Below are 18,461 nucleotides of genomic sequence, written 5' to 3' on the forward strand. Positions count from 1 at the left end.
AACAAATGCGTACGCCGAAATAACAAATGCGTACGCCGAAATAACAAATGCGTAGATCATATAATGCAGTGTTACCGTGTGGTCTATTTACCTGAAAATTCGCGGTAACTATTTTGCTGAAAAATTGTCTCTGTAGTTTCACTAATGCCAATATAGCGACTCATCTGCTAGAGATTTGAAAGGTTTACTGTTATATAATCAATGCTTGCCAGAGTTTGGAGTGCATCAATTGTGGGCATCGATGCCGTCAAAGTCGGCGTAGAAGTCGATGTGTCAGGGGGATTACCGGGAATTGTTGTCTTAGGATTGCCAGATTCAGCGATTCAAGAATCACGAGAAAGAGTCAAAGCAACGCTGAAGAATGCAGGTTTCGCCTTTCCCATGCGAAAAATTGTAATCAATTTAACTCCCGCAGATTTACGGAAAGAAGGCCCCTGTTTCGATTTGCCTATTAGTGTGGGAATTTTGGCAGCTTCTGAGCAAGTTAGTGCTGATTTATTGGGGGATTATCTATTTTTGGGCGAAGTCTCTCTGGATGGCAGTTTGCGCCCGGTGGCTGGTGTTTTGCCGATCGCAGCAGCAGCCCAAAAGATGGGAATTACAGGTTTAGTTATCCCTGCTGATAATGCCCAAGAAGCAGCAGTAGTTCAAGACTTGGCTGTTTACGCTTGCAAACATCTGTCTGATGTGGTGGATTTTTTAAATAATCCGGGGCGTTACAAACCTGTGCAAATTGATCATACAACAGAGATAGCAACAGTATCTTACCCTGGCGCAGATTTGCATGATGTAAAAGGACAAGCTCATGCGCGTCGTGCCTTAGAAATTGCGGCAGCTGGTGGACACAATCTCATTTTTGTCGGGCCGCCAGGTAGTGGGAAAACCATGTTAGCACGACGCTTACCAGGAATTTTACCGCCCCTAAGTTTTGCCGAATCTTTAGAAGTGACTCGCATCCATTCGGTGGCTGGTTTATTAAAAAATCGCGGTTCCTTGGTACGCGATCGCCCTTTTCGCAGTCCCCACCATTCAGCATCTGGGCCTTCTCTGGTTGGTGGTGGTAGCTTCCCTCGTCCTGGAGAAATCTCATTATCTCATAGGGGCGTGCTGTTTCTAGACGAGTTGACAGAATTTAAACGAGATGTATTAGAATTTTTACGCCAGCCTTTGGAAGATGGCTATGTGACGATTTCCCGTACCAAACTATCAGTAATGTTTCCCGCGCAGTTTACTTTGGTGGCGAGTACCAATCCCTGCCCTTGCGGTTATTATGGCGATACCATCCAACAATGTACTTGTTCTCCTCGTCAACGTGAGCAATATTGGGCAAAACTTTCTGGGCCGTTGATGGATCGAATTGATTTACAAGTTGCGGTGAATCGGTTGAAACCAGAAGAGATTACCCAACAGCCTACCGGAGAGGCATCAATAACAGTACTACAACGAGTCCAACAAGCAAGCGATCACGCCATTACCCGTTTCCAAGGAGAGGCAAATCTGCGTTGCAATGCTCACATGCAAAGTCGTCATCTCCAAAAATGGTGCAAGCTAGATGATGCTAGCCGGAATTTATTAGAAGCAGCAATTAGAAAATTAGGGTTATCGGCAAGAGCAAGCGATCGCATTCTCAAAGTAGCACGAACTATTGCAGATTTAGCAGGGGATGATGAGCTAAAAACTAATCATGTAGCGGAAGCAATTCAATATCGCACAATCGACAGAATGCAGTAGTTGTCTTGTATGATGATAGCTTAACTCTGTTAAAGGTTAAGGCAGATAGTTCGATAGTTCGTGCTACCAGCAGCTAGAACAGCCACTTAAGACGCAGGAGAAATTAACTGACCAATACGCTTGAGAATTTGCAAAACGGCGTATAGTTCTCTGGCAGATGCAAACGGAGCAAAGACTCTTGATAAATCGTACTGTGGTGTATTTGTTTGCGTCACTTTGACAAATAAAATATCGTCTCCATTCGTCACCATCCCAAATACAGGTTTACTGGAGTTGGGGTTAGCCATCATATAAGCTAGGGCTTGTGGTACAGCCGCCCAAACTGACAGCGTAGTTTTTTTCGACTCTAATACCATCACCCACAACTGATCTTGTAATACTAAAACGTCAATCCGTCCGCGTAGTATTTCCTCGCCATCATCTAGAACTAATTCTACAGATGATTCAGCCTTAATTCTGAAAGGAGGATCGTAAAATCCAGAGAGTGCAAGTACAAGTATTGGTGACACCAATAACAATATGACTGTCCCTTCTAGTAAATCACCTCCGGCACGGTGATAAAGATATCTACGCCGCACGACATCCACAGAGGCTTTTTCCGCTTCCGTAATTTCAGACAATCCCTCATACCACTCTGGGAAAAATTTTTCGTCTTCAACACGGACAAAACCGAATCGGTTTTCTGCATCCTGAAGAGTGGTAATTACTTCTGTAATTGCTGCCGTTTGTGTCATTCCTTTTAGGTAATAGTTGCTTTGTTATATTATCAACATTAGCAGATATTCAATTATCGCCAATTGGCGCGACGTCGATAGCGTAGCGGTAGCGAGTCCACGTTCGCGTAGCGTCTCCTAGAGAGCGTCATAGCCCGTCGTAGACATCGGATTCTCAAACTAGCACGGACTATTGCAGATTTAGCAATAAAGTATCGCTCTAGAGGAGATTGCTTATGCTGAACTAAATTGCAAGCTACTAAAGTCTAATTTTTGATTGTATTTAAATCAGATTTTTACTAATTTTTATTCATCTAAAATCTATGTTAAAATATATTTATTAATAATTAAAGCTAGTATAATAAAAAATTAAAATAATGATTTTTAGGCAAGCAAAAACAAATAAGAATAACTAGTAAAAGTTATTCTTAGCAATTTATCATTAATAGTTCCCAACAAGCAGGAAAATATTTATGGTTCAAACTTGGCTGTGGATTGGTGTCATCAGTATGGCGCTGGGTTGTGCTTTTTTCGGCGTAGGCGCACACAATGGTAAAAATGAACGCTGGAAAATACTGTATACACTTAATTTTTTCATTTGCTTAATTGCTAGTGGGTTGTACTTAGCAATGGCATTCGGTCAAGGAGTTAACATCATCAATGAGCGTCCAACTTATTGGGTGCGATTTGTCACTTGGTTTTGCTCAACGCCACTGTTGTTGTTGGATCTGACTTTCTTGGGAAAAACCAATCTGCTGATTACAGGTAGCTTGTTAGGAGCAAACGCCTATATGCTTGCCACTGGCTTCCTCGCCACAGTTACACCCAAGCCGATCAGCTATATCTGGTATATTGTTAGTTGTGGTGCTTACGCGGCGGTTTTCTACTTATTAGTAAAGCCCTACCGAATCGAGGCAGAACGCAAACATCCCAGATCCAAGCAAGCATTCCGCAAGCTGGTAACTGTGCATCTGGTGCTGTGGACACTTTATCCAATTGTGTGGATTCTTAGTCCAGAAGGGTTTAACGCTGTTGGTCAAGGCGGGGAAACAATGGGTTATACGCTACTAGATATTGCCTCTAAAGTCGGGTTTGGTTTTTTATCGTTAAACACCCTACGTAATTTATAACAGGCAGGAGAATCGGTTACTGAATCGGAAGCGTTAATGAGTAAGTAATAAATTTTCAGTCTGAAGCTTTAGATAGCTAACCGAATTAGGGAAATCAATCAAGGGATTATGCGATCGCTCCACTGCATTTTATATGCTAATGCGTTCGCACTACCTATTATCTACTAAAAAGCAAATTATTTATAGATATTCCCATTAAGGAAATTATAGATTCTGCTAAATTCCTCCCCAAGGAAGCTGCACAAACTCCCTTGGGGGGATGCCTCTACTTATGAAATCAGTATCCAATATATCAGGAAGTAACCGATACCGCTTAAGGAGACTGATTGGATGAATTTGCAGGCGATTTGGAAGTTATTACAAGAGACATTCAAAGAATGGAGTGAGGATAAAGCCTCACGGTTAGCGGCGGCGCTAGCTTATTACACAATTTTTTCTATTGCACCATTGCTAATTATTGTAATTGCGATCGCAGGGGCAGTATTTGGAGAAGAAGCGGCAAGAGGTCAAATCGTTGGACAAATTCAAGGTTTAGTCGGCCGAGATGGCGCAGCATTTATCCAAACAGCCATTCAGAATGCTAACAAACCACAAACAGGAGCAATGGCTTCTATCATTAGTATTGGAGTTTTGCTCTTAGGTGCTACTGGTTTATTTACCGAGTTGCAAGATTCACTCAACACGATTTGGGAAGTTAAACCGAAACCCGGACGCAATGTAACTAACATGATTCGCCTACGCGTTTTGTCCTTTGCAATGGTGATCGGTATTGGCTTTTTACTTTTAGTTTCTCTGGTGATTAGTACGGTATTAGCAGCATTATTAACATACTTTAGTAACTTAGTACCAGGTGTAGATTTTCTCTGGCAGATTATCAACTTCATCCTTTCTTTTGCCATTACTACATTCCTATTTGGACTTATTTTTAAAGTTCTACCAGATGTCGAAATTGGTTGGAGCGATGTTTTAATTGGAGCTATGCTCACTTCCTTTTTGTTTTCTATTGGTAGATTTTTGTTAGGACAATATTTAGGTAATGGCAGTTTTGGTTCAGCCTATGGTGCAGCTGGTTCACTGGTAGTAATCTTAGCTTGGGTTAACTATGCCGCGCAGATTCTTTTCTTCGGTGCAGAGTTTACCCAAGTTTATGCTAGAAGGTACGGTAGTGGCATAACCCCATCTAAACATGCCATACCTTTATCTGATAACACGAAAAATAATGGCAAGGCGCCAACAAGTCAATCCTCCACTAAGAAAAAGCCTCCTTCTAATTTGATTAGTCGTTTACTCCAGTCTTTCAATAAGCCTAAGCGTTTAAAACAGAGAAGGAAAAATCAGCGATTTTAATTCCTGATTGTTAAGAATTTAAGTTTATAAATCTGATAGATGTTGAAGTATTTAACCTCTAATAAAAGTTAGTCTTATAAAATAAGACCACAGATAAATAACCTATACTGGATTTTTTCCAGAAGTATATCGAGAAAGGAAGAAAATCAGTGCTAATGGAAAAATGGTTTTTTATCAATTGGCAGGCAATCTTTATTCCTAGCATCAGCGTTTTTGAGTTGATTATCCGTGGTTCGCTGGTTTATTTAGCACTGTTCTCAGTGCTACGTTTTCTTCCTAGCCGACAACTAGGAACATTAGGAATCACTGATTTACTCGTAGTTGTGCTATTTGCTGAAGCTGCTCAAAATGCTATGGCGAGTAATTATACATCGATTACTGAAGGCGCTATCCTGGTAGGAACTGTGATTTTTTGGAGTTACTTGCTGAACTGGTTAGGCTATAAAATCCCCCAGTTCCAACGTTTTCTGAATCAGCCACCACTGCTACTAGTAAAAAATGGTCGGATGATTGAGCGTCATTTACAACGAGAGTTAATTACAGACGATGAGTTGATGAGCAAGTTACGCCAGCAAGGTGTGGAATTTTTAGCAGATGTGAAGTTTGCATATATGGAGGCTGACGGCAGAATTAGTATCATCACCTTCGACTCCAAAACTGGTACCATCCCTGAGCAAAAAGCAGTACTAAAAAGCGATCTACATTAATTAAACTGTAAAATATGACGGTTGTATTCTGTGCCGAACTGTGATTGAGCGTTATACTTTACCCGAAATGGCTAATCTGTGGAGTGAAGCCTATAAGCTAAAAACTTGGCTGCAAGTCGAAATTGCTGTTTGCGAGGCTCAAGCTGAACTTGGTTACATTCCATCTGAGGCGGTTGAGGAAATTAAAGCCAAGGCAGATTTTGACCCAAAGCGGGTGCTAGAAATTGAGGCTGTAGTCCGCCACGATGTTATTGCTTTCTTGACAAATATCAACGAATATGTTGGTGATGCAGGACGCTACATTCACCTGGGTTTAACTAGTTCGGATGTTTTGGATACAGCTTTAGCACTGCAATTGGTTGCCAGCCTGGATATATTATTGCAATGTCTGGAAGATTTAATTCAGGTAATTCGCGAAAAAGCACGGGAACATCGTCATACAGTGATGGCTGGCCGATCGCACGGTATTCATGCTGAACCGATCACTTTTGGTTTCAAGTTAGCTGGTTGGTTAGCAGAAGTGTTGCGACACCAGGAACGCCTGAAAATTCTCCACGAGACGATCGCTGTGGGTAAGATTTCCGGTGCAGTGGGAACTTATGCGAATGTTGAACCGCGTGTAGAAGCGATCGCTTGCCAAAAACTCGGACTTAAACCTGATACGGCCTCAACTCAAGTTATTTCCCGCGATCGCCATGCCGACTATGTGCAACAATTAGCTTTAGTTGCAGCATCCATCGAACGTTTTGCTGTAGAAATTCGCAATCTGCAAAAAACAGACATTCTAGAAGTTGAAGAATTCTTTTCCAAAGGTCAAAAAGGTTCCTCGGCAATGCCACACAAGCGCAATCCCATCCGTTCAGAACGACTGACGGGAATGGCGCGACTCGTCAGAAGCCATGCTGGTGCAGCTTTGGAAAACGTTGCTCTTTGGCATGAAAGGGATATTTCCCATAGTTCTGTAGAACGGGTAATTTTGCCAGATGCTTGCACTTTGACGCACTTTATGTTGTCAGAAATAACCGACTTGGTGAAAAACTTGTTGGTTTATCCTGAAAACATGGAACGAAATCTCAACTGCTACGGCGGCGTTGTGTTCAGCCAAAAAGTCTTGCTAGCCTTGATAGACAAGGGAAGCAGCCGAGAGGAAGCGTATGCGATCGTTCAAGAAAGCGCTCACGCCGCTTGGAACAAGCCAGAAGGTAATTTTCAGGACTTGATTAGCAAAGATCCTCGCGTTACCGAAAAGTTGTCTCCAGCAGAACTAGAAGTCTGTTTTGACCCCCAGCAGCATCTGAGCCATTTAGAAGAGATTTATCAACGACTAGGAATTTAGGATTAATTTACTTGTAGTGAGCGCTTGGGCGCTTACTACTAACCTGTTACTTAAAAAATACGCAAAGTTTTTCAAAGAAGATATATAAAAATACCAAAAATCTTTAGTATTGCATTGCTGAAGACTATTAGTTTAGTGCTGGAATTTTTGCCAGCACCGGGTAGTATAAATAACATACGGTTACATCATGTCCGCATAATTAGTTGTGATTCTCTAAGTCATCGCACCCCACCCCCAACCCCTCCCCGCATGCAGGGAGGGGAGACAAAGCGCAGCTTTGGCGGGGTGGGGTTCTTAGGGTTAAATAAGTAATTAAACGAACATAATACTACTTATTTATTAGTGCTTCGAGTGCCTAAATGATTGAAATCCTAGCCACACTTTCAGCCTCTGCGGCAGCAGGAATGAGAATAGGTATACCTTTGCTAATCATTGGATTGTTGCAGGGTAGTAGCTTGTGGTCACAAGTTCCGATCTTATCTAACATTTCTCCACCAATATTGTTAGCTTGCCTCAGCTGTTGGTCTTTAGTTGAATTATTAGCCTCAAAAAAGCTATGGGGACAAAGATTGCTACAACTAGTTCAATTATTCATGTCTCCCGTCGTGGGGGCAATTATGGGATTAGCAGTAGCTAGTGCAACAGCAACGCCAAGCTGGATGATTGCCTGTATTGGGGGTTCCTTAGCTTTAGTACTCCAACTAGTTCAAGTTGGCTGGTTTTATAGGTTACGCGGCTTACCTTTGTGGGCAGTCTTTCTTCAAGATACCTTGTGTATTGCTTTAGTACTTTTTGCCTTTGATGCTCCCTGGCAAGGGGGATTAATTGCTTTAATACTGCTCTGGTTTGCGGTTCGTAGTGCAAAGCATTGGTATGACTGGTATCATAATAATGGCAAGGGGCATGGGGCATAGGGCACGGCGCAGGGAGCAGGGGGACAAGGGGACAAGATGACAAAAGTTTAGAGCTTCCAACAAGTCTTTCTCCTTGTCCCCAATTCTCAAGAGTCCCCAAGTCCTCTTTCCCATGCCCAATGCCCAATTCTCTTTATTGCAAAAGTCCAATCATGTGCAAGAAGCCATGACCGGTAATCAATTCGATGATTAAGGCGATAAAGCCCAACATGGCAATCCGACCATTCCATACTTCAGCACTAGTAGTCAAACCCCATTCCCAACGCTCTTGGGGGTACATTTTCACCCTTTTTTTCATTTGGGCAGCTTGTGAAAGCTTGAAACTGGGGTTTTTGAGCGCATTAATCACTAAGTCTGCAAGTGCATTAATAAATACTGGATGGGTATTGGGAGCAGGAACACGACGGAAATTGTCAATTCCTGCTTCTTCTGCTACTTCTCGATACTCAATATCAATTTCTTGCAGAGTCTCGATGTGTTCTGAGACAAAACTGATAGGCACAACAACCAAATCTTTCACACCTTTTGCACCTAGTTCTTTGAGGGCATCTTCAGTATAAGGTTGGAGCCATTCTACTGGGCCGACGCGACTTTGGTAAGCTAAGGTGTGGGCATTGGGTCGATTGAGGGTCTGCATAATTAAGGCAGTACATTCCTCAATTTCTTGCTGATAAGGGTCGCCAGCCTCTTCAACGTAGCTTTTAGGAACGCCATGAGCGCTGAAGAATATATGAACCTCATCCGGGTTAGGAAACTGTTCTAGCTCTTGGGCTATGAGTTGCGCCATTGCTTGCAGATAGCCTGGTTCTTTGTACCAGGAAGGAATGACGGTGTAATCAATGGGTTGAAGCTTTGGGTCTTCTCGCCAAAGTTTTTCTAAAAGCCGGAAGCTAGAACCACTCGTACTGATAGAAAACTGGGGATATAGTGGTAAAATTACCAGGTGTTCTATATTATCTTGAGTGATCTGTGCGATCGCCTCTTCTGTATAGGGATTCCAATAACGCATTCCCACGTAGATATTGGCTTCTTGCCCTAAATGACTCAACTGTTCTTTTAAAGCTTCGCCTTGCGCTTCTGTAATCCGCCGCAGTGGAGAACCACCACCGATTTGCTTATAATTTTCTTGAGATGTTCTGGTTCGCCGCGAGGCAATAAACCAGGCTAGGGGCTTTTGCAACCAGCGAAATGGTAGGCGAATAATTTCCGGATCGGAAAATAGGTTGTACAAAAACGGCCCGACATCCTCTAGCTTATCGGGGCCACCGAGATTGAGTAATAAGACGCCTACACGACCCATAGCAGTTACTTTCCCCCAATCTTTTCAGGTTTTTTACTAATGTTAACAATATATCTTTATTAAATATAAAGCTTAATAGCAAGGAAATATGCAATGGCAACAATTTTAAGAGATTGGAGTTACCGTTATCAGTGGCTGTATGATGGTATCTCTCGTTTAGCAGCCTTAAGTGTAGGTGGTGAAGCCCGTTTTCGACAACTTGCTTTGCAAGGCTTAACAATTCACTCAGATTCTCAGGTTTTAGATTTGTGTTGCGGCAGTGGTCAAACGACGCAATTTTTGGTAAAACTTTCACAAAATGTAACAGGATTGGACGCTTCACCCAAGTCTTTGCAACGGGCGCGACAAAATGTACCATTAGCAGTCTATCTCGAAGCTTTTGCCCAGAAGATGCCATTTGCAGATAATCTATTTGATGTGGTGCATACTAGCGTTGCATTACACGAGATGCAGCCTGAGCAATTACGAAAAATTATTAGTGAAGTTTATCGGGTGTTGAAGCCAGGAGGAGTGTTTACACTAGTAGATTTTCATGCTCCTACGAATCCGATATTTTGGCCTGGAATATCAGTGTTTTTGTTGTTGTTTGAGACAGAAACAGCTTGGCAATTGTTGAAAACTGATTTGCCTGGATTGTTAACTGAGAGTGGGTTTGATGTGGGTGAGCCAACTTTATATGCAGGTGGTAGTTTACAAGTGATACAGGCCATGAAGTGAGCAATACTGCTTTATTAATGGCAGATAAGAGACTCTGCTATTAATAAAGTATGGGTGATTGTTATATAGCACTTAAGCCTGTAGGAAGTGAAAAAATGACGCAGGAACTAATAGACCTCAAAAACAGTATTTTGGAAGGACGTTATGCAGATGCTTTGGCAATTGTAGATGAATTAGAGGGGATAAGTAAAAAGGCAATTTTGCGGCAGATTAAATCGTTTTTAAGAATTTTCCTGATTCATTTGATTAAAAATCAAATAGAAAAACGATTAACAAATTCTTGGGCTGCTTCTATTCGCAATGCCATCCGTGAAATTAAAGAAGTCAATCTAAAAGACAATCAAACATCTTATTATATTAATTCAAATGAATGGGAAAAGTTCATAGAAGAGGAAGTAATTGAAGATGCGATCGCTGATGCAAGCGATGAAATGATGAATGGCAAATTTACTCGCTCTCAGTTGTCTGGAATGCTAGATAAAAGCCAGATATTGACTACAGCTACTAGTTTACTGGCTTTAACATATACTTATTCGCCAAAAGAGTTACCAGCGATTATGGATGATTATCTCAGTGAGTTAGCTGGTGGTGAAGATTGGATAAATCGGGAAAAATAAGGCGATCGCTTGCTCTTTGTTCACTAGTTACGTCAAGTGTTAAATTGAGATTATCACCGTCAACTTTTCAAGGGAATACAAATTACAGCAGATACTACTGTAAAATATAAAATCTTCAAAGTAGTAGAAGAAATGCTTCAGGATGTTCTTTTAAGGAAGTTATAGCAATCTTATTTGAATTGTGAAAAGTAGTTTTTAATCGAACCACAAAGGCGCAGAGAATATAGAGACAAGAATCAACAGAAATTTTCACAAATGATTGAGGAGTGCTATATTATTACTTCAATTAGATTAATTAATCAAACTTGCCGCATCTCTCGATCCTTTTTCCTGTAGTTGAATGTTTTCCTTCTCGAGTCGCAATATTAGCTTTGCTTCTTCCTCTTGCAGTTGAATCTCTTGAGGACTTACATAAAGTAACGCCCAACCATTACTTGGAGTAAAAGCTATATTTATTAAACGGTATCCCGCCTTATAATTGTTGACGATTGTACTAGTAGCAAGTTGTGAAATACCAGTACTATAAGCATAAGCAGTACTGCCGTTATAGGGATTTACAATAAAAATTACCCACGCTCCATTTGGAGTGAACGCAATAGTCTTGATATATCGACCTGTTTTATATATAGCCTTTATTTCATTAACAATATCTTTGGGAAAATTGGTACTAAAATTAGCAGTCTGACCACCGTTAGAGAGAATTATCCACTGTCCATTAGGTGTAAAGGCAACAGTGTTGATAGTTGATTTTTTTTGATTTAGAGTTTTTAGTTCATTCGCAGCATCTTTAGGAAAATTGGTACTCAAATAATAACCATTACCGTTATAGATAATTACCCACTCTCCACTACGTGTAAAGGCAATAGTGTTGATAGTTGAGTGTTGTTGATTTAGAGTGGAAAGTAGCTTCGTAGCCTGTTGTGGAATATTTTCAGAGTTATAACCATTGCTACCATTAAGAATTATCCACCCTCCATTGGGAGCGAATGCAATAGTTTTAGGAGTTATACCTTGATTTGCAAGAGTCTTAAGTTTGGTAGCTGCGGCGGTGGGAATACCAATTTGGCTAGAATCAGCCAAAGATTGTGAAGAAGTAAAAACGATAGGAGATAAAATTCCTATTGCTATTGATGCACCTACAAAAAAGTTACTGGTAGATTTTCTAAACTTCCCTAGTAAAAGAATATTAGGCATAGTGGAAATTTCGATTTTGCTCTTTTAAATTTACATATAATAAGTACAATTTAACTTGAAGTTTGTCAATGATATAAAATATTTAAGCAGGTTAATGAGAAAATAAATAATTTGTAATTAAGTTTTATAACACAGATTTAGACCGTTCGACTGAGCGTCTTTGCACTGAGCGTACCCCTACGGGGAAGCAAGCTACGTGTAGCGTCTCGTAGAGAAGCCGAAGTGTCACGCCGAAGTCTAAAATTTAAAAAGGTCTAAGAGCAAGCGAATTTAAACTCGAGAATAATTCTTTAATCCAATATCTAAAATTAAATGACAGAGCTAGTGACTTGATTGCTGTAATCAATCTCAAATCTAAAATTGTATGATTGTAGTGTTTCAAATCCTATGAAGGGTTACTTTTTATATTGCGATCGCTCTTTGTATGTAGATCAAAAAGTAGCAAACGCTCTTAATATCACGGTAAACTAATTCATAGTATTTACATTTTAGCACTGTACAGTTAACCAACAATTAATTAAGTCTTTGCAAATTTAAAGTAGAAATGATGCAAGAAATAACACGCCGCAAATTTATTGCAACAGCCAGCCTAGCGACGGGTTTTGCCCTCGCAGTACAACCCATTTCTGCCGGAGTCATTACCACCGATGCTAAGGGGTTAGTAGCTGGTGCGGTGAAAATTCCCGTCAAAGATGGCGAAATTCCTGCATATAGAGCAGCACCAGCCACTGGTAAAAATTTCCCAATTGTTCTGGTAATTCAGGAAATATTTGGCGTACATGAGCATATTCAGGATATCACCCGTCGCTTTGCCAAGTTGGGGTATTTAGCGATCGCACCGGAATTATTTATCCGTCAAGGCGATGTCACCAAGTTAAGCAACATAGACCAAATTCGCCCAATTGTCGCCAAAGTGCCAGATGCCCAAGTGTTATCCGATCTTGATGCTACGGTAAACTGGGCTGTGAAATCGGCTAAAGGTAATGCCGATAAATTAGCAATTACAGGCTTCTGTTGGGGTGGCCGCATTGTCTGGTTATATGCCGCACACAATCCCAAGGTGAAGGCTGGTGTCGCTTGGTATGGACGGCTTGTAGGCGATGCTACCGAACTTCAACCCAAGTATCCTATCGATATTGCATCAAAACTAACAGTCCCCATTCTTGGACTCTATGGTGGGAAAGATACAGGTATTACTCTCGATACAGTAGAGCAGATGCGCGATCGCTTAAAGTCTAGCAGCAGCAAATCTGAAATTATCGTCTATCCCGATGCACCTCATGCTTTTTTTGCTGATTATCGCCCTTCTTACCGCGAAAAAGATGCTAAGGACGGTTGGAAACGTCTCTTAGCGTGGTTTAAGCAAAATGGTGTTTAACGGTATCGGTTTACTAACTATGACTTTGAAAAAAATTCCAAATTGTTTCACTGGCGTTCAGCCCCAGGTTTGCATTGAATTTGTTTACGTTCTTGTCAGTTGAGGAACCACCAGGCCAGAAATGTCCGCCGTTTACTACCGCTAGCTGCCAAACTTCTGAGTTGCCACTACAACCTGTGTAGATAGCGGTTTTTACTTTATCTTGAGAAAAGTCAGGGGATTTATTATTTGATGAAGTACATTGATCGTGCGATCGCCAAAAATCTATCATATCTGAGATAGAAAGCAACGCTCCTCGTTGAGTGCGATCGTCACCTTCATAAAGTACATCGTGATCGTTTGTACCGTTGATAGTTAACATTGATATAGAAGTTCGAGGCTGGCAATTAGATTTGAGTCTAACTGGGAGCGAACCAGCTACTGATGCAAAACCAGAAATTTTATTAGGTAACTTACAAGCCAGTGCTTGGGTAAGTATTGCACCTCTAGAAAAACCGGTAGCATAAATTTTATGGCTATCAATATTAATTTGCTGCTGAAGATGATTAATTAAAGCATTGACAAACGAAACATCATCCACCCTTCCTTGAGCGTTACCTCTAAGGCTCCATTTTTGATCAATTCCATCTGGATAAACAACAATAAATCCTTTTTTATCTGCTAATTCATTGAAGCGAGTTACATTACTGATAGATCGACCATTACCATCATCTCCATGAAACACTAAAACTAACGGTATCGGGCGGTTTGGATTATAAGATTTTGGAGTGTACAAATAGTAAGTACGTAACTTTCCTTGGTCATATAGTTCTCCATAATTATCACCACTCAAGATTTTTGCTTTAGTTATACTTTTTTGTTCAGCCTGAATAGAATCGCAAGCTGTCAATAAACTAATCCCAAGTAGAACTATTAGAAGCTTTTTTAAATTCCGATAATTTTGATATATATTCATGTTAATTAAATTGATTTATGCGAAATATTTTTATTTACTTTGTCAGTCTTCTTTAACAAAAAACTAGCTAATAGAGGCTAACAACCCTACCACAGTTGTTAGCCTCTATTCAGATATTAAACTCTTACATTTACATAACGAGCAGGAACTCTAACCTTAACCCACCTGTTACCACGTCGTACTATTTCCCAATGTGCAGGAATCAGCTTTCGTTGATATCGGGCAACAACAGGTTTATGCACAAAAGCAGCTCTATGAACATTAGGTCTAACAATAATTTCTGCTGCCGATGCCTGTGAAGGCAAGGAGGAAATTGCCAATGGTAGAGCAAGTAATGTACCTAATAAAATACGTTTCATGTTCAAATTCCCATCAATTTAATTGAGTTTTATACAGCATTTATCAATAATTTATGAACAAATATTCTTACTTATTAGGTTTCCAGTAAGTTTCCTTTGTTACAGGAATTAATTGATTTGCTGTATTGCTCTCAGTTTAAAACACTAAAAAATAATACACAGTGGAATAAAGTCATAATTTCAGCATGACTTTATTCACATTTTGAATTTTAGCTATAAAATTTTTGCCATTGTTGCTACGGAAGGAAGGTTTTATCAAATTTAACGGTTCTGTGTTAAGTAGGTACTGAACCCAGCTCCCAACCCTCTCTTCGGTTACAAAGAGCTTGCTGTGATATACATTATTTGAATTATGTATTTTCCATTATTTTAAATTGTTACTTAGGTAAAATTTATTAAATTGCAAAGATTATGAGGTACTTTAATTATATTAAAGCATTAAATAATATCTATTTTCCCCTATCTAATTGCTGAATTAAAACGGTAAATGATATTCATATATAACTATGTTTCAAGGCATAGTTATATAAATTCAAAATTATAAAAGCCTTATTTTATCTAGGTTTACAGGTTGGTATCCAATACTTTTCGGATAAACCCAATAATCTCTCTTTTGGTTTGGGGAAAGGTTAAAGGGCAAAGGGGAAAGGTAAATTCAAACCCTTTCCCCCTTAACCGAAAAGTATTGGGTTGGTATCTGTAAAATTGGTATGATAAGAAATCTGCTGTGTCTAAGGACAATTAAACAATTCCTAATTACTAATGACATTGCAAATATAAAAAAAAGCCTCCCGTAACAGGAGGCTTAAAAGTTAGCGGAGAAAACTTGTTAAACTACTGTGTAACTACAGCGATTACTCCTCCTAATGCAGAGAAAACCGCAGATACGGTTGCTGTGGCAAACAGCCACCAAGCTGCTGTTGCTGCGGCTTTGCGGGTTTCTTCTGCTTGTCGCTGTGCTTGATGCTTCACTTGTTCTAGGCGACGTTGGGCTTCATGCTGTATGCGTTCTGCACGTTGCAATACAGTATTGCGGGCCCGTTCAATTTGGTCAATGATCCGGTTGGCATCTTCCTCAGAGATGTCCTCACGAGAACTCATGATTGCCACCAGGGTATCACGGTCAAAAGAAGATAGGCGATCGCGCAGGGCATCAAATCCTGCCTGGGGATCGTCAAAAAATGTGCGAACATCGCGCTTGATATTATCATAGTTAAGTTCCGGGCGATCCAAGGAGTTGAGATAGTTACGAATCCGGGCAAAAACCCCGTCAATCGCATCTTGAATGCCTCGTTGGATATTCCGTACTTGTTCTACAAATTGATCCCTGACGGATACAATGTTATCGGCAATCCGCGCCGCTTCCTCATCGGACATATCTTCCCGAATTTTCAGCAGGGCGATGATGGTAGAACGATCAAAATGGGAAAGGCGATCGCTAAAACTTTCTACCCCAACTCGCGGATCGTGCAACAGTAGTTGTAAGTCGCGTTTAATACCTTCAGGATTAAGTTCTTCCTTGCCAGTTTGACGCAAATACTCTTCTACATAAGCTTTAAATGTTGCCGCTCTTTGCTGGGTGCGGGTAGCTAAACGACGAGGCGCACGCACAAAGTTGCGAATCGAAGTTTGGGTGGAATCAATGATTTCATTGACTTGTTCTTCACTCAAGTCTTTACGTTGACTTAGCAATTTCACCAGTGTATCTCGGTCTACCTGCGACAACCGACGGCGCAGTGCTACGGCTCCCTCTTGGGGATTTTCAAACAATCTGGTCAAATCTCGCTGGATACCTTCTGGATTCAGTTCTTGTTTACCAGTATTCCGCAGATAATCTGCGATCGTGGTAGTAACAGAGTCGTATTGCTCTTTGGCTTTATCCACTACAGCTTGGGGTGTGTGGCGAATGTTATGCCACGACTCCTCAGCAGTATTGATGATTTGATTAACTTGATCCTCACTCAAATCTTGCCGTTGACTCAACAATTGCACCAAGGTATCGCGGTCAAAGCGAGACAACCGCGCCCGAATTGAGCTAATTCCAGCTTGAGGATCTTCTAGTAATCTTTTGAATTCTGCGCGGATGGCATCAGGATTCAGTTCTGATTTTCCTGTATTACGCAGATATGATTCTACATTTAGCCACAGGGTTTCTGCTTGATATTGCGCCTGTTCTGCTAGCCCTTTGGATTCTACCAAGACGCGATCGCGTTGTTTTTCTAACTCATCGATAATGCTGTCCACTTCATATAGCTGGACATCATTACGTTGCAGCAATATCGACCGCATTTCCTGACGATCAAGGTGAGCTAGTCGCAATGTCAGAGTTTCATAATCTGCATCTTGGTCTTGCAACAATGGTTTGAAAGTTTGTTCAATACCTTCTGCTGTCAAATCGGCTTTCGGAGTAACTAGCAGATAACTTTCTACTGCCCGTTGCAAGTCTTGGACTATCTCTCTTTCTTCAATACCTGTAACTATCACTAGTACATCTTTGCGGACAGCTTCTAACTGATCTGCAATGCGCTGAATTTGGGCTTGGGTAAGGAGTCCGCGTTGTTGTAGGATATTAACGAAATCGTTGCGGGATAGTCGTTCTAGTTCTCTGCGGACTATTCCGGGGTCAGCTGCTGGGTCGTAGAGGACATCACGAAATTCCTGGGCGATTCTTTCTGAGCTTAGTTGCCAAGCATAAGTGTTGTGCAGGTAGTTTTCGATATCAGCCCGAATTGGGGTATAGGGTTCTGATGGTGTTGGCAAACCTAGCTTATCTGCTTGTTGGGTAACTTTCTCTTTGGCGGTAGTGAGACTACGCAAGATTTTTTCCACATCCAAATCAGGCAAATCTGACCGTCCTAGCACAGTGGCGGTTAAGGCGGATAGTGCTTGCTGGATTGTACTTTGTGTTGCGCTAGGAGCTGCTTTTTGGTCAGCTTCTTTGGAACTACCCTGTTCTGCTAATAACCGATCCAGTTTGGCGTTGAGTTCATCTGTTTTGTTTTGTCCTGCTGGAAGTGATTTCAGATAATCCATTAACTCACCCAGGCGGTCTTGGGTGGGTGATTGCTGACTCACGACTTGCTGCCAAACTTTATATAAGGTATCAGCAATCCGGCTAACATCTTTTTTGGAAAGGTCGGTGCGGCTGCTGACTAACTCGATAAACTTCTGGCGGTCGATGTTGCGAATATCTGAAGTCCCTGCGATCGCTTTTAGTTGCGGATCATTGAGTAAATTTTCAAAGTCACCCCGAATCTTTGACAAATCTAGCTCTGGAGGACGCAGCCTATCTAAGTAATCTTCTATATTTTCGCGGATACTTGTAGGGTCAATGGCGCTTCCTAGTTCCCGGCGGACGGCGGCGGCGGCGGCTTCAGCTGTTGCTACAACTTGGTTATTCACAGCCTTTGCGCCCAGTGCGGCAGTAGCTGTGCCCATAATCGCCTGAAAACCAGAAGTTGCCGTATTGACAACTGAACCAATTAAGGAACCGACAGTGGTGGAACTTACCCAGACGAGGAGTAAAAAGTAAGCACCCCAAATCACCAAACCGAGAATTGCTCCCAATCCTGGGCTAAAGATTTCCTGGCTCAATTTCACTGCCAGAAAAGAAGCGATTAATAAGGCGATCGTCACAGTGACTAATGTCCAAAGCCCCACTGCGGTGCCAATTTTGCGAATGTTACCACCCAAACTTTCCGCTTCCCCACTATCTGAATCTGAGTCAGATGAGTGCCCCAGGTAGGAAATACCGGCTGCAAGGGAAAGATTAGTTAGAACTAATTGGAAAGCAAAGGCTAAAATCACACCGGAGATCAAAGCCACAAAAAAGTGCGGCCCGGAGATGAGAGCCGATGCCTGTGCTGGCGTGACGTTTGAGGTATCTGGAATCTGTGCCACCCACAATAGTGGTTTGTACAGTCCCAGCATAATTTCCGTACTTTGGAACATTGTATTTCCTTCTTCTAAGGTTGAAATTTGGGGAATTAAGATTTTCTTGAGAAGCAACTCTTAGTATTTATGTATGTTTGTACCTATGGCAATACCTAACTCATTAGCTCAG

At 41.3% G+C, this 18,461-nt stretch carries 16 protein-coding genes; 10 read left to right on the forward strand and 6 right to left on the reverse strand.

The genetic code is table 11. The annotated features are described in order from the left end of the window. Window positions 1-201 precede the first annotated feature (201 nt). Entirely contained in the window at window positions 202-1,731 is a 1,530-nt protein-coding gene (locus tag RMZ43_RS27045) for a YifB family Mg chelatase-like AAA ATPase (protein ID WP_322654325.1), read from the forward strand. 86 nt (window positions 1,732-1,817) lie between these two features. Here the strand turns inward: RMZ43_RS27045 and RMZ43_RS27050 are convergent, their stop codons facing one another. Further along, entirely contained in the window at window positions 1,818-2,465 is a 648-nt protein-coding gene (locus tag RMZ43_RS27050; RefSeq protein ID WP_322654324.1) for a type I restriction endonuclease, read from the reverse strand. 129 nt (window positions 2,466-2,594) lie between these two features. Here RMZ43_RS27050 and RMZ43_RS27055 point away from each other — a divergent pair, with 129 nt between their 5' ends. The 6 genes from RMZ43_RS27055 (at window position 2,595) to RMZ43_RS27080 (ending at window position 7,878) form a co-directional block, all read left to right on the forward strand. Further along, window positions 2,595-2,687 carry a hypothetical protein gene (locus tag RMZ43_RS27055; RefSeq protein ID WP_416212450.1) on the forward strand — a complete coding sequence of 31 codons (93 nt, stop codon included), beginning with the start codon at window positions 2,595-2,597 and terminating at the stop codon, window positions 2,685-2,687. Window positions 2,688-2,917: 230 nt separating this feature from the next. Further along, the gene (locus tag RMZ43_RS27060; protein ID WP_322654323.1) at window positions 2,918-3,574 is read left to right on the forward strand and encodes a microbial rhodopsin family protein; all 657 of its coding nucleotides are present in this window, start codon (window positions 2,918-2,920) and stop codon (window positions 3,572-3,574) included. A gap of 330 nt (window positions 3,575-3,904) precedes the next feature. Then, on the forward strand, window positions 3,905-4,921 hold the full coding sequence (locus RMZ43_RS27065) for a YihY/virulence factor BrkB family protein (protein ID WP_322648752.1): 1,017 nt from the start codon (window positions 3,905-3,907) through the stop codon (window positions 4,919-4,921). A 155-nt stretch (window positions 4,922-5,076) separates the two neighbouring features. Further along, the gene (locus RMZ43_RS27070) at window positions 5,077-5,628 is read left to right on the forward strand and encodes a DUF421 domain-containing protein (RefSeq protein WP_322654322.1); all 552 of its coding nucleotides are present in this window, start codon (window positions 5,077-5,079) and stop codon (window positions 5,626-5,628) included. A 40-nt stretch (window positions 5,629-5,668) separates the two neighbouring features. Further along, window positions 5,669-6,964, forward strand: a complete 1,296-nt coding sequence (gene purB, locus RMZ43_RS27075) for an adenylosuccinate lyase (RefSeq protein ID WP_322654321.1) — start codon at window positions 5,669-5,671, stop codon at window positions 6,962-6,964. Between the two features lie 359 nt (window positions 6,965-7,323). Next, window positions 7,324-7,878, forward strand: coding sequence for a DUF4126 domain-containing protein (locus RMZ43_RS27080; protein WP_322654320.1), 555 nt, complete (start codon window positions 7,324-7,326; stop codon window positions 7,876-7,878). 133 nt (window positions 7,879-8,011) lie between these two features. Here RMZ43_RS27080 and hemH read toward each other — a convergent pair whose 3' ends face one another. Further along, a complete protein-coding gene (hemH, locus tag RMZ43_RS27085; protein WP_322648748.1) occupies window positions 8,012-9,178 on the reverse strand; it encodes a ferrochelatase in 1,167 nt (388 codons plus the stop codon). A gap of 93 nt (window positions 9,179-9,271) precedes the next feature. On the opposite strand from hemH, the gene RMZ43_RS27090 reads away from it, so the two are divergent. Both RMZ43_RS27090 and RMZ43_RS27095 read left to right on the forward strand, forming a co-directional pair. Next, window positions 9,272-9,895, forward strand: a complete 624-nt coding sequence (locus RMZ43_RS27090) for a class I SAM-dependent methyltransferase (protein WP_322654319.1) — start codon at window positions 9,272-9,274, stop codon at window positions 9,893-9,895. A gap of 95 nt (window positions 9,896-9,990) precedes the next feature. Then, window positions 9,991-10,512 (forward strand): DUF29 family protein, encoded by a 522-nt coding sequence (locus tag RMZ43_RS27095; protein ID WP_322654318.1) that lies wholly within the window; start codon window positions 9,991-9,993, stop codon window positions 10,510-10,512. Between the two features lie 291 nt (window positions 10,513-10,803). Here RMZ43_RS27095 and RMZ43_RS27100 read toward each other — a convergent pair whose 3' ends face one another. Beyond that, window positions 10,804-11,706, reverse strand: a complete 903-nt coding sequence (locus tag RMZ43_RS27100) for a WD40 repeat domain-containing protein (RefSeq protein WP_322654317.1) — start codon at window positions 11,704-11,706, stop codon at window positions 10,804-10,806. 547 nt (window positions 11,707-12,253) lie between these two features. Between RMZ43_RS27100 and RMZ43_RS27105 the strand changes: the two genes are divergently transcribed. Next, window positions 12,254-13,084, forward strand: coding sequence for a dienelactone hydrolase family protein (locus tag RMZ43_RS27105; protein WP_322654369.1), 831 nt, complete (start codon window positions 12,254-12,256; stop codon window positions 13,082-13,084). Window positions 13,085-13,097: 13 nt separating this feature from the next. Here RMZ43_RS27105 and RMZ43_RS27110 read toward each other — a convergent pair whose 3' ends face one another. From RMZ43_RS27110 to RMZ43_RS27120, 3 genes are all read right to left on the reverse strand, one after another. Next, the gene (locus tag RMZ43_RS27110) at window positions 13,098-13,973 is read right to left on the reverse strand and encodes an extracellular catalytic domain type 1 short-chain-length polyhydroxyalkanoate depolymerase (RefSeq protein ID WP_322654316.1); all 876 of its coding nucleotides are present in this window, start codon (window positions 13,971-13,973) and stop codon (window positions 13,098-13,100) included. 182 nt (window positions 13,974-14,155) lie between these two features. Next, window positions 14,156-14,398, reverse strand: a complete 243-nt coding sequence (locus RMZ43_RS27115; protein WP_322654315.1) for a hypothetical protein — start codon at window positions 14,396-14,398, stop codon at window positions 14,156-14,158. An 834-nt stretch (window positions 14,399-15,232) separates the two neighbouring features. Beyond that, window positions 15,233-18,349 carry an MFS transporter gene (locus tag RMZ43_RS27120; protein ID WP_322654314.1) on the reverse strand — a complete coding sequence of 1,039 codons (3,117 nt, stop codon included), beginning with the start codon at window positions 18,347-18,349 and terminating at the stop codon, window positions 15,233-15,235. Window positions 18,350-18,461: the final 112 nt, after the last annotated feature.

It is taken from the genome of Nostoc sp. CmiVER01 (assembly GCF_034531135.2).
Classification (GTDB): Bacteria; Cyanobacteriota; Cyanobacteriia; order Cyanobacteriales; family Nostocaceae; genus Nostoc.

What these genes read in the sequence shown, in the direction of transcription:
- RMZ43_RS27095 (WP_322654318.1), top strand. Translation starts at nt 9,991, where the DNA reads ATGACGCAGGAACTAATAGACCTCAAAAACAGTATTTTGGAAGGACGT.
- RMZ43_RS27070 (WP_322654322.1), top strand. Translation starts at nt 5,077, where the DNA reads ATGGAAAAATGGTTTTTTATCAATTGGCAGGCAATCTTTATTCCTAGC.
- RMZ43_RS27080 (WP_322654320.1), top strand. Translation starts at nt 7,324, where the DNA reads ATGATTGAAATCCTAGCCACACTTTCAGCCTCTGCGGCAGCAGGAATG.
- RMZ43_RS27105 (WP_322654369.1), top strand. Translation starts at nt 12,254, where the DNA reads ATGCAAGAAATAACACGCCGCAAATTTATTGCAACAGCCAGCCTAGCG.
- RMZ43_RS27090 (WP_322654319.1), top strand. Translation starts at nt 9,272, where the DNA reads ATGGCAACAATTTTAAGAGATTGGAGTTACCGTTATCAGTGGCTGTAT.
- RMZ43_RS27060 (WP_322654323.1), top strand. Translation starts at nt 2,918, where the DNA reads ATGGTTCAAACTTGGCTGTGGATTGGTGTCATCAGTATGGCGCTGGGT.
- RMZ43_RS27045 (WP_322654325.1), top strand. Translation starts at nt 202, where the DNA reads ATGCTTGCCAGAGTTTGGAGTGCATCAATTGTGGGCATCGATGCCGTC.
- RMZ43_RS27050 (WP_322654324.1), bottom strand. Translation starts at nt 2,465, where the DNA reads ATGACACAAACGGCAGCAATTACAGAAGTAATTACCACTCTTCAGGAT.
- RMZ43_RS27120 (WP_322654314.1), bottom strand. Translation starts at nt 18,349, where the DNA reads ATGTTCCAAAGTACGGAAATTATGCTGGGACTGTACAAACCACTATTG.
- RMZ43_RS27100 (WP_322654317.1), bottom strand. Translation starts at nt 11,706, where the DNA reads ATGCCTAATATTCTTTTACTAGGGAAGTTTAGAAAATCTACCAGTAAC.
- RMZ43_RS27065 (WP_322648752.1), top strand. Translation starts at nt 3,905, where the DNA reads ATGAATTTGCAGGCGATTTGGAAGTTATTACAAGAGACATTCAAAGAA.
- RMZ43_RS27115 (WP_322654315.1), bottom strand. Translation starts at nt 14,398, where the DNA reads ATGAAACGTATTTTATTAGGTACATTACTTGCTCTACCATTGGCAATT.
- hemH (WP_322648748.1), bottom strand. Translation starts at nt 9,178, where the DNA reads ATGGGTCGTGTAGGCGTCTTATTACTCAATCTCGGTGGCCCCGATAAG.